The sequence below is a fragment of the uncultured Sneathiella sp. genome (assembly GCF_963973085.1).
In the GTDB taxonomy this organism is placed as follows: Bacteria; Pseudomonadota; Alphaproteobacteria; order Sneathiellales; family Sneathiellaceae; genus Sneathiella.
In genome coordinates this window covers 398,942-413,206 of the sequence record NZ_CAXAXA010000004.1, presented here as the reverse complement: position 1 = coordinate 413,206, position 14,265 = coordinate 398,942, and the positions used below count along the sequence as shown (strand labels likewise).

The following is a 14,265-nucleotide window of genomic DNA, read 5'->3' as shown; positions in this document are numbered from 1 at the left end:
TCTCCGTATCGGGTCTCAATCCGCTGAAATTTCTTCTTCAGCGTCTGCGTTGGCGTCACTCTCCTCATCCTCGAACCAATGCGCCCGCGCGGCCATGACAATTTGACTTGCGTCATCTGCCGAGAGGCCGAATTCGCGGAGAATGCCGTCTTCCGCGCTGGTCAGTTCATCCCCTGAGAGGTCAGCAAGATCATCAAGTTCTTTGACGCCAGCCTCACCCAACGCAACAACCATCGCTGGAGTCAGAAGCTGCAAATTCACGATGTCATCACTAACACCCAATTCCTGGCGTTTCTCCTCAAGCTCGGAATTTGTCTGCTCAACATATTCCTGCGCCCGGCTGCTCAATTCTGCAGCGATTTCCTCGTCAAATCCTTCGATTTCGGCGATCTCGCTAACATCCACATACATGATGTCTTCAACAGAAGTGAAGCCTTCCGATGCCAATAGCTGGGCGATCGTCTCGTCAACATCAAGGGCATTCATAAAGCTTTGTGTGCGTTCCGTGAATTCGGCCTGGCGACGGTTGCTTTCCTCTTCTTCCGTCAGGATATCAATATCCCAACCGGAGAGCTGTGACGCGAGGCGAACATTCTGACCGCGCCGGCCAATGGCGAGGGACAGCTGGTCATCGGGCACGACAACCTCGATACGGCTGGCGTCCTCGTCCAGAACAACCTTGGCGACTTCCGCCGGGGCCAATGCATTGACAATAAAGCTTGCCTGATCCGGCGACCATTGAATGATATCGATTTTCTCGCCCTGCAGTTCGTTGACGACAGCCTGAACGCGTGATCCACGCATACCGACACAGGCGCCAACCGGATCTATGCTCGAATCATTCGAGATGACGGCAATTTTTGCGCGGCTTCCAGGATCCCGGGCAACCGCTTTTACTTCAATAATGCCATCATAAATTTCCGGTACTTCCTGCCCGAACAGTTTGGCCATGAATTGCGGATGGCTACGAGAAAGGAAAATCTGCGGCCCGCGCTGTTCCTGCCGTACGTCATAGATATAGGCCCGAATGCGATCTCCTTGGCGAAAGGTTTCGCGGGGCAGCATTTCATCGCGTCGGACAACAGCATCCGCTTTGCCCAGATCAACGGTGACATTTCCATATTCAACACGCTTGACGATACCGTTGACGATCTCGCCAATGCGGTCCTTATATTCCTCGTACTGACGCTCACGTTCTGCTTCACGAACTTTCTGCACAATCACCTGTTTCGCGGTCTGCGCGGCGATCCGGCCGAAATCAATTGGCGGCAGTGGATCCACCAGCAAGTCGCCGACAACGGCGCCCTCTTTTTCATGCTGGGCATTGGCGGGAGAAATCTGCGTCGATTCATTCTCGACTTCCTCGACAACCTCGCGAATACGGGCAAGGCGGATCTCGCCAGTTCCCCGATCGATATTGGCACGAATGTCGTTTTCATGACCATATTTTGCGCGCGCCGCCTTCTGAATGGCCTCTTCCATAGCCTCCAGTACGATGTCGCGATCGATGACTTTCTCTCGTGCAACCGCATCCGCGACTTGCAGCAATTCCAGGCGGTTTAAACTAGCAGCGTTTTCCATGACCAAATGTCCGTCCAAAAAACATAGTTGCGAATCTAACCGCTACGTGAGCTCGCAGCGATTAACTCGTCTGTCAAAATTAATTTCGCCTTTCTCACACCGGAAAAAGGCAGTTCAAGTCGGTTACCATCATCAGCCTGCAGCAGGACATTATCGTCCTTGAGGCCCAACAGCTTCCCGCGATATCGGCGCTGACCTTCAACGGTCTGCTCCAATTCTACTTTAGCTTCAAATCCGGCCCAGCGATCAAAGTCCTTGAGCCGGGTCAGCGGTCGGTCAATCCCCGGAGAGGAAACTTCCAGATCATAAGCGCCTGAAATAGGATCTTCCACGTCCAGCAGTGCCGAAACCATCCGGCTGACTTCTGTGCACCCCTCGATCGTCATTGTGCCGTCGGCTTTTTCAGCCATGATCTGAAGCACTTTCTTTTCACTTCCCGTCAAGCGCACGCGCACCAATTCGTATCCCATATCTGCCAGGGACGGCGTGATAAGTGCTTCTATTCTGTCGACTGCGCTCAGGGTACTTCTCGCTTAACCAAACAAACCATAAAAAAACAGCGGGCCAGAGGCCCACCGTTCAAAATGCTCATCCTGACGGTGAGCGAACAGTATGTATGCTGTATATAATAGCCGAGATGCCAGCAAAGCCAAGCCTTTTCTTTCAAAAACGGCTTATGAATATTACCCTAACGGCGACGAAACCGGTAATATACAGGACGAAGTCCTTTTTCGATTGCTTTCATTTCATAGCGGGTCGATGGCCAATCCCGACTGCGGGCCCGCCAGTCTTCCGGTTTTTCAGCTTCCCAGACAAACTCTTCCGACTGCAGCATATGCCAGAGGATCCATGCGCCATAATCCGTATGATCCGTCGCTATGCGCAGCTCGCTTCCCGATTTAAGAACACGGGCGAGGGCGGCTATGTTTGACGTAGAAACGAATCGCCGCTTGTTATGGCTGGCCTTGGGCCATGGGTCGGGAAAAAGGATGAAAGCCCGGTCAAGACAGGCGTCCGGTAGCTTTTCAGTCAACAACTCTGCGGCCTCATTGTGAAGCCGGACATTCTTGGCCAACTGTTCCTCCAGCTTTCCCAACAATGTGGCCACGCCATTCAAGTAAGGTTCGCAGCCGATAATCCCAACTTCCGGATTATGGTCGGCCTGCCAGGCGAGATGTTCACCGCTGCCAAAGCCAATCTCAATCCAGTATTCCCGGCAATTCTCAGGAAACAGGGATGAAAGTTCGACCCGATCTGTATCAAGAGAAATGGCAAGTTCAGGCAACAGCGTCTCAATCAGGCGCTGCTGGCCTTTGCGAAGCGCCTTGCCACGGCGGCGCCCATAGAGAATGCGCCCCTCCCTCTCGTGCCGTTCCGACATAAATCAATCTATCAAAAAGCGGACTTCAGGCTATCAACAAGATCAGTCTTTTCCCACGAGAACCCGCCGTCCGCATCCGGCTCTCGACCGAAATGGCCATAGGCCGCCGTTCGTGCATACACGGGTTTGTTGAGCTTCAAATGTTCGCGAATACCGCGCGGACTCAAATCCATGGATTGCATTAAAACCTCGGCGAGCCTGTCTTCGTCAACGTTTCCTGTACCATACAGATCGACATATAGCGACAGAGGTTTGGAGACGCCAATCGCGTATGAAACCTGAATACAGCAACGTTCTGCGAGACCGGCCGCGACGACATTTTTCGCGAGATAGCGGGACGCGTAGGCGGCAGAGCGATCGACCTTCGTCGGATCTTTCCCCGAAAAGGCCCCGCCACCATGCGGCGCGGCGCCTCCATATGTGTCAACGATAATTTTACGACCTGTCAGGCCGGCATCTCCATCGGGACCACCGATTACGAACTTACCGGTCGGGTTGACGTAGAATTCTTCCTCCGGGCACATCCACCCTTCCGGAAGCACGTCCATCACATGCTTCCGCACGATCTCGCGAACCGCGTCCGTATCCAGATCCGGCGTGTGTTGGGTCGATACAACGACAGAAGTTGCGCGCACCGGCTTGCCATTTTCATATGCCAGGGTGACCTGACTTTTTGAGTCCGGACCGAGCCCCTTTTCGGCTCCGCTGTGACGGGCATCGGCAAGAGCCTTCAGGATATTATGTGAATAATATATCGGAGCCGGCATAAGGACGTCCGTCTCATTCACCGCAAAACCGAACATAATCCCCTGATCGCCAGCCCCTTCATCCTTGTTGCCCGCGGCATCCACACCTTGCGCAATATCGACGGACTGGGCATGTAAATACACGTCAACCGCTGCATTTTTCCAGTGAAAGCCGTCTTGTTCGTAACCGATATCCTTCACGGCAGCCCGCGCTGTTTCCTCAATCAGGGATTTAGTGATACTGGCTGGGCCCCGAACTTCACCGGCAAGAACAATCCTATTGGTCGTTGTCAGTGTTTCGCAGGCAACCCGGGAATAGGGGTCTTCGGAAAGATATAAATCGACGATGCTGTCTGAAATGCGATCACAGACCTTATCAGGATGTCCTTCAGATACCGATTCACTGGTGAAAAGATAATTATTTGCTGGCACGCGAACATCCCTTTATTTCAATTGTTGGCAACGGGTAAACTGCCTGCAAAAGGCGGCGATTGTTTGATTTGAAAACTGCCGCACTCTAGCAAAATAGGTTAAGGGGTCAAGAAAATCTGCGTCGTAACTTCTATTTCGGTGAAGAAACCTCTTTTTGCAGTTCTTCGGCCGCCAACGCCTTGATGACGTCAAAGACCCTTTTTCGGACTTCAAGATTGTCAATCTTATAGTAAGCACGAACGAGCTCCAGCGTTTCACGCTTACCCAGGAATTCATGTTCAAACTCATCTACAGGATCTTGAAGGCCTACTGACTGCAATAAACTTCCGGACGGCATTTCTTCAAAGAAAAAAGCCGGTTTGACATCCAGAATGCGGCTGAGTTCGAAAAGTCTGCTGGCGCCAATCCTGTTGGCGCCGCGTTCATATTTCTGGATTTGCTGGAAGGTCAGGTTGAGCTTTTCTCCAAGCTTTTGCTGGCTGAGTCCCAATAGCGTCCGACGCATCCGGAGTCGGCTTCCTACATGCACATCCACCGGATGATTTGGCATTAAAATTCCTCGTACATTTTAGCTGTTCAGATCAACCATAACCATACTGCCGCCAAGTCAGTCTAAACCCTCAAGTTGTTTAAATAAGTATCGCCAAAGAATGATGCTAGTCAAGAAGTCATACTTATGTTTTCGAACTCCGCCATGCCAGAAAAACACCTGTTGCGATAAACATCAAAACCATCATAACAGGGATTTTTTCGCCATATCGCGAATAGACGGTTCGCGCGGCAATCGGCAATGGCAATTCTCCATCTATTATACCTGCTTTATTGAGCGCTAGCTGTTGTTCGACGCGACCGTAGGGATCTATGATTGCGGAAATTCCCGTGTTCGCGGCCCGGACAACCGGTACACCCTGTTCAACGGCGCGGGTCCGGGTGATCGCGAAATGCTGATAGGGTCCCGAGGTGTTGCCGAACCATCCGTCATTTGTGATATTGATGATCCATGAAAAAGCGGTTTTCGGGGCAACTTCCCATGGGAAGGCAATTTCATAGCAAATCATGACTCGCGCCGGTGGTAGCCCTGGTACGGACACAACTTTCCTTGCAGATTTATCGGGTGTTGCGAAATCCGACATTCTATCCAGCGCCGGAATGACATCTGTAAGCCCGGTTGCAACCATAACGGATCGAAACGGCATATACTCCCCGTACGGGACAAGGTGCTGCTTGTCATAAATATCCAATATGTCGCCTCGCTCCCCCAATACCTGCAAGCTGTTCCAGTATCGGCTGCTTTCCGGATCGCGGCGCGGTGCACCGGTTATTATGGCGCCACTTGACGGAACAATCCTGGCCAGCTCTTTCTGCAGAGCCGGAGCAGTTGTCAGATAATAGGGAACCGCTGTTTCCGGCCAGATGAGATACCGCGGCTTTTCTCCTTCCTCTATTACGCTGAGAGCCACAATTTTTCGAAGATGATCCAGAAGCAAATCGGGCTTCCACTTGTCAATCTGCCGAATATTGGGCTGAACGAGCCGGATTGGTGCATCCGCGAAATAGGTAACAGAGGAAGTATGAAGACGAACGGCGCCTGCGCCATATATTGCAAGTAAAACGCCAACACACGTAATCAAGGAAATCCCAGCCGTCCGGTTTGGCGTCTCTGTCTCGCCAAAAAGGGCGGGGAGGCTTGCGAGGAAAACAGTAAAAAGGGTTAAACCATATATTCCGAAATAGGCCGTAGATTGCAGAACAGGAGGAAACGCGCTCCAGCTATAGCCGATTAGGTTCCAGGGAAACCCTGTGAAGAGTACACCGCGGATATATTCGAAAAGTAGCCAGCTCCCGCTAAAGACAAAAATTCGGGCAAGAGATCGCGCACGGGTGAGATGTGTTGCCAATGTAGACCCGCCTGAGAGGATCGCAAGAAAAGCGGGAAGCACAAGAATGGGTAATGGAAGTAAAAGCGCGTGGGTCTCTGCATCAATTGTAAAGGCGACACCAATCCAGTATAGCCCGGCAATAAATTGGCCCCAGGCAAACCACCAGCCGACGAAGAAGGCCTGCTTGCGGGTCGATACGGAACTTAAAATCCAGAGAAGTCCGGTGAAGCTTACAGGCAGCAGGAATATCAGATGAAGGGGCGGTAACGCGGCGGCGACGGCCAAGCCCAGCACGAATGCGAGAAGTGATTTTTTTAAAAATGAAAGGGCCGAAATCCAGCTGCTAACGGCTTTCATTCAGCCTCATCCAAATCGGGAGAGCGTCGATGAATTCTAACCTTCTTCACCTTTCTCGGATCGGCATCAATGATCTCGAAATCAAGTCCGCCGGAATGGGAAATAATTTCGCCACGCGCCGGGATCTGGCCAGCAAGCTGAAAAACGAGCCCTCCAACGGTATCCACTTCCTCATCCTCGTCTTCGGGCAGCAGATCTACTTCGAGCAGCGCCTCCAGTTCTTCAATTGAGGCGCGGGCATCAACTTCAATCATCCCGTTGGACGCGACGACAATCAACGGGCCTTCCTGCTCGTCATGCTCATCTTCAATGTCGCCGACAATTTCTTCGACAAGGTCCTCGATCGTCACCAAACCATCAATGCCGCCGTATTCATCGACGACTGTTGCCATGTGAATATGCGTCGCCCGCATTTTAAGCAAGAGATCTGGAACGGACATGGACGGCGGAACGAAAAGAACTTCGCGACGGAATTTCTGCCAGTCGCCATGATCCTTATCCCCCCAGAAATTAATCAAATCCTTGATGTGAAACATGCCGGTGACGTTATCCAGTGTCTCGTTGAAGACCGGCATGCGGGAGTGGCTTGTATCCTTAAAACGGTCCACCACCTGCTCCAGAGTTGAATTTGCCGAGATCGCCTCAATATCAGCGCGGGGCACCATCACGTCACTGATACTAAGCTCGCTGAAACTCAGTATATTAGTCAGCATCAGCTTTTCAGAGGCATTTATGGATTGCTCGGGATCATCATGTTCTTCGATCAGTTCTTCCAGCGTTGAGCGAACACTTCCTTCTGTTTGCTGCCCAATACCTAATACACGCTTAAGGATATATAGAACGCCGTTTGATGGCTTTTGTGATGTCGGTTCTTCCGGGGTTTCGGGAAGGACCTCGCTCGACACATTATCGGTCATTGTCAGTCAAGGGTCTCCTGTCGCGACGGGTCAAAAAGTTCATATGGATTAGCGATATGTAGGCTGTCCAATATTGTGATTTCAAGTTTTTCCATCTCTTCCGCCTCATTTTCTTCCATATGGTCAAATCCGGCAAGATGTAAAACGCCATGCGTGATCAAATGCGCGACATGGTTCCAGATGCCCTTGTTTTGAGATTCCGCCTCGCGAACCATTGTTTCATAAGCGAGAACGATGTCACCCAGCAATAATGGCTCCGACATCCTCATGGCGTCATCAAGCTCAGACTGATTGAGTGGCGTATCGGGAAATGACAGCACATTTGTGGGCTGGTCTTTGCCTCGATAATTCCGGTTCAGTTCGCGAGCTTGCTCATCATTCGTGAAAAGCAGGCTTATTTCCACAATTGGCTTAGCGTCCCTATCGATGAGAGCCAGATCCAGTTCCTGATTTATTCTATCCAGTGCGCAACGCACGACCTCTTCGGCCTTCTGTTCGATGCCGGGGATGAGGTCATGCCATGACTCGTTCTCGAAACGGATAGCGAGATCAATTGAAAAGGGTTGACTGCTCATTAGCGGGTCATGATTTCCGCGCTTTTAGGGCGAGTTGCTTTTCCCGATCATGCTCTCCGTATGCGCGAACGATACGGGTTACCAGAGGATGGCGAACAACGTCGGATTCCCCGAAATTGATGAAATCCACGCCCTTCACGCCTTGTAAAATATCTACGGCTTCATGCAATCCTGAGCGCATGCCAAGGGGAAGGTCAATCTGGCTGAGGTCGCCGGTGACGGCCATGCGGGAATTCTCGCCCATTCGGGTGAGCAGCATTTTCATCTGTACCGGTGTCGTGTTCTGCGCTTCATCCAGGATAATGGCCGCATTTGAGAGCGTGCGCCCACGCATGAAGGCGAGAGCGGCCACCTCGATCTCTCCATTCTCAAGTCGTTTGACGACTTCCTCGGCGGGGAGCATGTCATAGAGGGCATCGTAGAGCGGACGAAGGTAAGGGTCGATTTTATCGCGCATGTCACCGGGCAGGAAGCCGAGCTTTTCACCGGCTTCCACGGCAGGGCGCGCCAGGATGAGCCGGTCCACCTTGTTTTCAATCAGCATGGCGACGGCGTTGGCGACGGCGAGATAGGTTTTACCGGTTCCCGCAGGCCCGAGACCAAACACGAGTTCATGTGTCCGGAGCGATTTGACGTAAACGGCCTGATTGGTGGAGCGCGGTGTAATCCGCCGACGCTTGGTGACAATCATATCTGCCCCGCTTGAGACTGATCCACGGCTGCCATCTCGCGCAGGTGCGTCGCCCGCCATGCGGATGGCACCGTCGACTTCGCCTTCCGTCACATCAAGTCCCTTTTTCAGGCGCTCATAAAGATCAAGCAGAACAGTCTTGGCCGTTGCCTGTGCCGATTTCGAGCCCGAAACAGCCATTTTATTCCCGCGCGACGCAACGGACACATCCAGGGCCTGTTCAATACGTGCAAGATAACGGTCATGTTCCCCTACAAGCTGGGCAAGGAGATGATTGTCGTCAAATTCGAGAATAGTTGAGTTGTTCTTGTCTGTGTCGGGTTTCAGTGTTTTAGAACTCGTTTGATTTTTTGCCACATTTGTTCCTATGCCGCGTCTGCGACACTACCGGGTTTCAGTTCGCCACGCAGAGAGTTCGCATTTCCCTCTTGTACGATGACAGTTGCAATGCGCCCAATCCGGTGCGCGGGAGAGGGAACGAAAACGGACTGCATATAGGGGCTGCGACCAACGATCTGCCCGTCGCGCTTCCCTTCGCGTTCCAGCAGCACGTCTATTTCCCGTCCGACAAAAGATTGATTATAGGCAAGCTGCTGCTCATTCAGCAAAGCCTGTAGCCGTGCCAGCCTTTCAGATTTCACCGCTTCGTCTATCATTTCGTCGCCCAGCGCGGCGGCGGGGGTACCGGGACGCGGGCTGTATTTGAAGCTGTAGGCCTGCGCATAGTTGACATCCCGGACGAGTTGCAGGGTGTCTTCGAAATCCTGATCCGTTTCCCCGGGAAAACCAACGATAAAATCACCGGAAAGAGCCAAATCCGGCTGGTAATGCCGTAATTTGTCAATAATACGCCGATATTCATCCGCCGTGTGGCGTCTGTTCATCGCCGCAAGGATACGATCAGACCCCGCCTGAACGGGTAAATGAAGGTAGGGCATCAGAACATCGACATCACGATGTGCTTTGCACAACTCCTCCGTCATTTCCAGAGGGTGGGACGTGGTATACCGCAGACGCTCCAGCCCTTCAATCTCAGCAAGCAGGTGGATCAATCTCGCGAGACTGACCGGCTTTCCATCGAACCCTTCGCCGTGATATGCGTTAACATTCTGGCCGAGCAGTGTGATCTCTCGCGTGCCGCCGGCGACCATGCGCTTCGCTTCCGAAATAATCGCGGCAGCGGGGCGGGAGAATTCGGCACCGCGCGTATAAGGCACCACACAGAAGGCGCAGAATTTGTCACACCCTTCCTGCACCGTCAGGAACGCACTCAGGTTTGTATCGATTGCCTCTTTGGGCAAATGATCGAACTTGGGTTCAATCGGGAAATTGGTATCCAGAATATGGCCAACTCCGCGATTGGCCTCGGCCACCATCTGAGGAAGATTATGATAAGACTGCGGCCCGAACACCATATCGACGAAAGGTGCGCGCTTCATGATCTCCGCCCCTTCGGCCTGGGCAACACAACCGGCGACGGCGATGATCATATCGCCTTCGTTACGGGATTGCCGCCCTTCGCGTGTTTTGCGCAAGCGGCCCAGTTCCGAAAAAGTTTTCTCGGAGGCTTTCTCGCGGATGTGACAGGTATTCAGGATCGCCATGTCGGCGTTCGCGGGTTTATCTGTCAGGGTATAGCCAAGGGGAGCCATCAGGTCTGCCATACGGGCCGAATCATACACGTTCATCTGACAGCCATATGTTGAGATATAGAGTTTTTTGCTCACGCTTCCTAGTTAACCTCGTCGAAATCCAGGGGCTTGCCCGTGGATATGAAAATCGTTCCATATCATGATTAAATTAGCAGTTATATGACAAATAGAGAAGCTTGCGATGCAATTCACGGGAAAAATGGAAAAAATCACTAGAATCGACAAATTTGCCCTGATCAAGACTCTTCCCGGCCGGTAAGGGCCCGGCTCAGGCTCTTGGCGATGGTAAGCTGGCAATCGCTCGCCATGGTTTTCCGAGAATCATAGTCATCGATTGTCACGGGCGTATGGAATCTTAACTCTGCCGTAACCGTACCGCGCTTCAGAAGGGACCAGATATGACCCAGCAATTCTTCGTCACCGACCCAGGCGACAATGCCCATTGTTCCACGGGTAAGCGGAATTCCGTTTAATCGGCTGTAGGCAATCGTCACCGGCTGGACTGTCAGGTGGCGCCCGTCTATTTCCCGTTCCGCCAGCCCAAAGTAGGCACTTTTAAAGTTCTGGATAATGATTCCGTTCGAGGATGTGCCCTCAGGAAAAAGGAACAGGTTATCACCGTTTTCGAGATGCTCCTGCATTTCGCCCTTATGTCCCTTGATCGCGGGCCGGGTGCGCTCGATAAAGATTGTCTGCTGGAGCTTAGATATGGCACCGACAAGAGGATACCCTTCCACTTCTTTCTTGGCAACGAAGCTCCCCTGCATGATTTTTCCAATCACCGGTATATCAAGCCAGGAGATATGATTAATCACAAAAAGTGTGGGTCGCTGGGTCTCGATCTTTCCGGAAACGATAACTTTGACCCTCATAAGCCAGCAAAGGCCCGAGTGAAAAATCTGCGGGATATAATAACGGTGCTGTTTGAAGAACAGGAGGATAATAATCTGCGCGGGCACCAGCAAGGCCGTCCAGAGGAGGACGGCAATCACGGTGATAATAGGTCTGATGTTACTCATAAACTACGTCGCGTGTTACTAGGTTCCATTCATCAGCTTTTCTTGCTGTGAGCTGTCTGCTTTATATTTACAACAGATTCTTCAGGTGGAACATCTGTCATCGACGACTTTGATAAAGGCTTTCCATACAATTCCAGACGATGATCAATCAACTCAAAGCCAAGTTCCTTGGCAATCTTTGTCTGCAGGTTCTCAATTTGCTCGCTTGTGAATTCAATCACCTGACCGGTTTGAACATTGATCAGATGGTCATGATGCTCATCGGATACCTCTTCATATCTGGCCCGGCCGTCACCAAAATCATGCCGCTCCAATATGCCATTTTCTTCAAACATACGCACCGTGCGATAGACAGTGGAAATACTGATGGTGTCGTCCAGCTTCGAGGCTCGTTTATATACGAGCTCTACATCCGGATGGTCTTGCGACTCCGATAACACGCGCGCAATAACCCGGCGCTGTTCTGTCATGCGGAGGCCCTTGTCAAGGCAGATCTGTTCCAGGCGAGTAGGCATACGATCCTCAATATAGTCTAATGGCTGCTGTTACTCCCGTCAGCAGTCATGATTTTATACAAATAATTTTTCTGGGGCCAGCGAAAGTAAAAATTACTTGCTTTGAGCTTTCTTGCGTCGGGTGCCAAGGCCGATCTTCTTGGCCAGATTTCGCCGTTGCTCGGCATAATTCGGTGCGACCATGGGATAGTCTGCCGGAAGGTTCCAGCGTTCGCGATATTCCTCGGGTGTCATATCATACGAAGTTTTAAGGTGCCGCTTCAGCATTTTCAGCTTTTTTCCGTCTTCAAGGCAGATGATATAGTCCGGATGGATGGATTTGCGGATCGCAACAACCGGTTCCGGCTTCTCTTCCTCTTCCGTCATTTCACCGACGGTTGAAAGTGTTGCGTACACATCCTTGATTAATGTGGATATTTCCCCGGCCCCAACAGGGTTGCGTGATAAATGGGACGTCACAATGTCCGTTGTCAGAGCGAGAAGTTCCAGCTTTTCAATTTTCTCAGACATCGTGAACAAACCTCCATTAAAATTGAATGTCTTATAGTGTATAGTCAATATATGTTCAAAAATAGAATGTAAAATAGAATAAAGAAAAAAAATTCGGCAAATCAACGTTTGTCTCGAAATTAACGTTTATTTGCCTGCTTATAGGTTAAAGTAGTCGTTTCATCATAAGCGCGTCTTCATATCCTGTGCCATGATTGTAATAATTTGGGCGCCGTCCGGTTTCAACAAAACCGTTTGACCTGTAAAGACGCAACGCAGGAATATTGTCGGTCCCGACTTCCAGGAAGAGGCATGTTGCATTGTTATGGCGTAAATAATTGAAGCCATTTTCGAGAAGTTGGCCGGCTATTCCATTTCTGCGATGGGCAGGCAGTGTACCCAGGGTCAATATTTCCGCTTCGTCTGTAACCTGCCGATAAAGTGCAATTGCTACTGGGGCGTTGGCAAGGCTAAGCACTTCAAGCACAGTCCCAGGAATGCTGAGTGTCGAGACAAAATCAGATTCGCTCCAGCCTGGCATAAAGCATCGGCCATGTATGGCGGCGGCGAGTGGCGCAGCGGATATACTTTCGAAAAACTCAACTGAAAAGTCGTTTTCTTGCATTGGATTAACGATTAAGGGAAACAGGGGTCCGGCCGCCGGGTAACTTCGCATCAGGCGCCCGCAGGTAAAGAGGCGCGGGCGCCGCGGAATTCCGGGGTGGCATGCCCCGACAAACGGCGATGCGAGCGACATGCCGGGCATCCGGATCTTCATCCAGGTCGAGAATCTGGTACCTTGCTTCATCAAATCCGGGCTGGTTTTGGAGCAAAGAGCCCCCAGACCCGACAACGACCGCCTTTTCCACCCCTGCTGACGCGAGAGCCGTTTCTATTTTGCAGGCTTTCGCAGGTGTCAGTGGTGAAATGATTTTATCACCGCCACTCACATCGAAGCTTTGCAGGTAAATTTCTCCCCGCCGCGCGTCCGCGGTCGCGATCACGGGGCGCTCTTGGGTCATTTCCTCAGGCACCGCCGCAGCCAATGCTTCCAGTGTTGTAACGCCGACAAGCGGCTTTCGCGCAGCGAGGGACATGCCGCGTGCTGCCGCAAGACCTATCCTAAGGCCCGTAAAGGTTCCTGGGCCAACGGTAACCGCAATCAGGTCAATATCCCTATAGGCAAGTCCGATACCTCCCATTAATCCCTCAATCATGGGCATTAATGTTTCCGCATGGCCCCGACGGCGCTTTTCATGAATATGTGCGAGAACATCATGATCGTCCGTTATGGCGACAGAACAGGCATTAAGCGCTGTATCAAACGCCAGTATCTTCATAATATTGCCTTCCGTAGTCGCGCCATGTAGGGTCTCCGTGAGGCCAGAGTGTTACGCCCAATGTCGCGTGAATTCAAGTAAATAGGTTTGAAATGTCCCTAAATGAGAGTTTAACCGAAATTACTCCAACTGACTTCAATGTCGAGCTTGACCTGCGATATGCGACTGCGAATAATTTTACCGGTGCGCCTGTCTACCGGCGGGGCGCCTGCTTCCTGCTCCTGGAGTCCGCTGAAAAACTGCAACGCGCGATTGACCTTGCCGCTGCTCTGGACTTGAAATTCAAGTTATTTGACGGATTTCGCCCGACAGAGGCAGTGCAGGCTTTATGGGATCACACACCGAACGCGGATTTCCTCTCGCATCCTTCTAACGGTTCCCCGCATTCACGTGGCGCGGCGATTGACCTGACGCTCATTGACAGCAGCGGACAAGAACTCGAAATGGGAACGGACTTCGATGCGATGACCGCAACATCTTTTCATGGCGCGCGGGATATTTCAGCGGAAGCTCAGCGCAACCGTGCTATTCTTCTGGGCCTGATGACGGCGGCGGGTTGGGATTTTTATCAGAATGAATGGTGGCATTACCAATTGTTTAAACCACGCCGATATCCTACCCTTTCTGATAGAGCGGCAGGAAGCCGGATGATGGATAAGCCCGGGGTATGAGAGGCGAGTTAAGGATCGA

General features: G+C 51.7%; 16 protein-coding genes. 1 reads left to right on the top strand and 15 read right to left on the bottom strand.

Translation table 11 applies throughout. The annotated features are described in order from the left end of the window. Positions 1-15: 15 nt before the first annotated feature. From nusA to tsaB, 15 genes are all read right to left on the bottom strand, one after another. Positions 16-1,581, bottom strand: a complete 1,566-nt coding sequence (gene nusA, locus AACZ19_RS12730) for a transcription termination factor NusA (RefSeq protein ID WP_339634482.1) — start codon at positions 1,579-1,581, stop codon at positions 16-18. A gap of 35 nt (positions 1,582-1,616) precedes the next feature. Next, complete coding sequence (gene rimP, locus AACZ19_RS12725) at positions 1,617-2,084, bottom strand: ribosome maturation factor RimP (protein ID WP_339634589.1); 468 nt, start codon at positions 2,082-2,084, stop codon at positions 1,617-1,619. A 185-nt stretch (positions 2,085-2,269) separates the two neighbouring features. Beyond that, the gene (locus tag AACZ19_RS12720) at positions 2,270-2,962 is read right to left on the bottom strand and encodes a tRNA (guanine(46)-N(7))-methyltransferase TrmB (RefSeq protein WP_339634480.1); all 693 of its coding nucleotides are present in this window, start codon (positions 2,960-2,962) and stop codon (positions 2,270-2,272) included. An 11-nt stretch (positions 2,963-2,973) separates the two neighbouring features. Continuing rightward, positions 2,974-4,140: a methionine adenosyltransferase gene (gene metK, locus AACZ19_RS12715; RefSeq protein WP_339634477.1), complete on the bottom strand. Its 1,167-nt coding sequence runs from the start codon at positions 4,138-4,140 to the stop codon at positions 2,974-2,976. A 130-nt stretch (positions 4,141-4,270) separates the two neighbouring features. Further along, complete coding sequence (locus AACZ19_RS12710) at positions 4,271-4,690, bottom strand: helix-turn-helix transcriptional regulator (RefSeq protein ID WP_339634475.1); 420 nt, start codon at positions 4,688-4,690, stop codon at positions 4,271-4,273. 124 nt (positions 4,691-4,814) lie between these two features. After that, positions 4,815-6,377, bottom strand: coding sequence for an apolipoprotein N-acyltransferase (gene lnt / locus AACZ19_RS12705; protein ID WP_339634474.1), 1,563 nt, complete (start codon positions 6,375-6,377; stop codon positions 4,815-4,817). Beyond that, on the bottom strand, positions 6,374-7,294 hold the full coding sequence (locus AACZ19_RS12700; RefSeq protein WP_339634473.1) for a hemolysin family protein: 921 nt from the start codon (positions 7,292-7,294) through the stop codon (positions 6,374-6,376). The genes lnt and AACZ19_RS12700 overlap by 4 nt, the downstream gene beginning before the upstream one ends. Positions 7,295-7,296: 2 nt before the next feature. After that, positions 7,297-7,869: an rRNA maturation RNase YbeY gene (gene ybeY / locus AACZ19_RS12695; RefSeq protein ID WP_339634471.1), complete on the bottom strand. Its 573-nt coding sequence runs from the start codon at positions 7,867-7,869 to the stop codon at positions 7,297-7,299. Positions 7,870-7,876: 7 nt separating this feature from the next. Beyond that, positions 7,877-8,917: a PhoH family protein gene (locus AACZ19_RS12690; protein ID WP_339634469.1), complete on the bottom strand. Its 1,041-nt coding sequence runs from the start codon at positions 8,915-8,917 to the stop codon at positions 7,877-7,879. Positions 8,918-8,925: 8 nt separating this feature from the next. Then, on the bottom strand, positions 8,926-10,287 hold the full coding sequence (gene miaB, locus AACZ19_RS12685) for a tRNA (N6-isopentenyl adenosine(37)-C2)-methylthiotransferase MiaB (protein ID WP_339634467.1): 1,362 nt from the start codon (positions 10,285-10,287) through the stop codon (positions 8,926-8,928). A 161-nt stretch (positions 10,288-10,448) separates the two neighbouring features. Further along, on the bottom strand, positions 10,449-11,231 hold the full coding sequence (locus tag AACZ19_RS12680) for a lysophospholipid acyltransferase family protein (RefSeq protein WP_339634464.1): 783 nt from the start codon (positions 11,229-11,231) through the stop codon (positions 10,449-10,451). A 32-nt stretch (positions 11,232-11,263) separates the two neighbouring features. Then, positions 11,264-11,701: a Fur family transcriptional regulator gene (locus AACZ19_RS12675; protein WP_339634462.1), complete on the bottom strand. Its 438-nt coding sequence runs from the start codon at positions 11,699-11,701 to the stop codon at positions 11,264-11,266. Between the two features lie 138 nt (positions 11,702-11,839). Continuing rightward, complete coding sequence (locus AACZ19_RS12670; protein WP_339634460.1) at positions 11,840-12,256, bottom strand: MucR family transcriptional regulator; 417 nt, start codon at positions 12,254-12,256, stop codon at positions 11,840-11,842. 145 nt (positions 12,257-12,401) lie between these two features. Further along, positions 12,402-12,860 (bottom strand): GNAT family N-acetyltransferase, encoded by a 459-nt coding sequence (locus tag AACZ19_RS12665; protein ID WP_339634459.1) that lies wholly within the window; start codon positions 12,858-12,860, stop codon positions 12,402-12,404. A gap of 4 nt (positions 12,861-12,864) precedes the next feature. Further along, on the bottom strand, positions 12,865-13,575 hold the full coding sequence (gene tsaB / locus AACZ19_RS12660) for a tRNA (adenosine(37)-N6)-threonylcarbamoyltransferase complex dimerization subunit type 1 TsaB (protein WP_339634457.1): 711 nt from the start codon (positions 13,573-13,575) through the stop codon (positions 12,865-12,867). Positions 13,576-13,667: 92 nt separating this feature from the next. Between tsaB and ddpX the strand changes: the two genes are divergently transcribed. Then, positions 13,668-14,246 (top strand): D-alanyl-D-alanine dipeptidase, encoded by a 579-nt coding sequence (gene ddpX, locus AACZ19_RS12655; RefSeq protein ID WP_339634455.1) that lies wholly within the window; start codon positions 13,668-13,670, stop codon positions 14,244-14,246. Positions 14,247-14,265: the final 19 nt, after the last annotated feature.

What these genes read in the sequence shown, in the direction of transcription:
- tsaB (WP_339634457.1), bottom strand. Translation starts at nt 13,575, where the DNA reads ATGAAGATACTGGCGTTTGATACAGCGCTTAATGCCTGTTCTGTCGCC.
- lnt (WP_339634474.1), bottom strand. Translation starts at nt 6,377, where the DNA reads ATGAAAGCCGTTAGCAGCTGGATTTCGGCCCTTTCATTTTTAAAAAAA.
- ybeY (WP_339634471.1), bottom strand. Translation starts at nt 7,869, where the DNA reads ATGAGCAGTCAACCCTTTTCAATTGATCTCGCTATCCGTTTCGAGAAC.
- nusA (WP_339634482.1), bottom strand. Translation starts at nt 1,581, where the DNA reads ATGGAAAACGCTGCTAGTTTAAACCGCCTGGAATTGCTGCAAGTCGCG.
- AACZ19_RS12670 (WP_339634460.1), bottom strand. Translation starts at nt 12,256, where the DNA reads ATGTCTGAGAAAATTGAAAAGCTGGAACTTCTCGCTCTGACAACGGAC.
- AACZ19_RS12710 (WP_339634475.1), bottom strand. Translation starts at nt 4,690, where the DNA reads ATGCCAAATCATCCGGTGGATGTGCATGTAGGAAGCCGACTCCGGATG.
- ddpX (WP_339634455.1), top strand. Translation starts at nt 13,668, where the DNA reads ATGTCCCTAAATGAGAGTTTAACCGAAATTACTCCAACTGACTTCAAT.
- AACZ19_RS12700 (WP_339634473.1), bottom strand. Translation starts at nt 7,294, where the DNA reads ATGACCGATAATGTGTCGAGCGAGGTCCTTCCCGAAACCCCGGAAGAA.
- AACZ19_RS12720 (WP_339634480.1), bottom strand. Translation starts at nt 2,962, where the DNA reads ATGTCGGAACGGCACGAGAGGGAGGGGCGCATTCTCTATGGGCGCCGC.
- AACZ19_RS12665 (WP_339634459.1), bottom strand. Translation starts at nt 12,860, where the DNA reads ATGCAAGAAAACGACTTTTCAGTTGAGTTTTTCGAAAGTATATCCGCT.
- AACZ19_RS12680 (WP_339634464.1), bottom strand. Translation starts at nt 11,231, where the DNA reads ATGAGTAACATCAGACCTATTATCACCGTGATTGCCGTCCTCCTCTGG.
- AACZ19_RS12675 (WP_339634462.1), bottom strand. Translation starts at nt 11,701, where the DNA reads ATGACAGAACAGCGCCGGGTTATTGCGCGCGTGTTATCGGAGTCGCAA.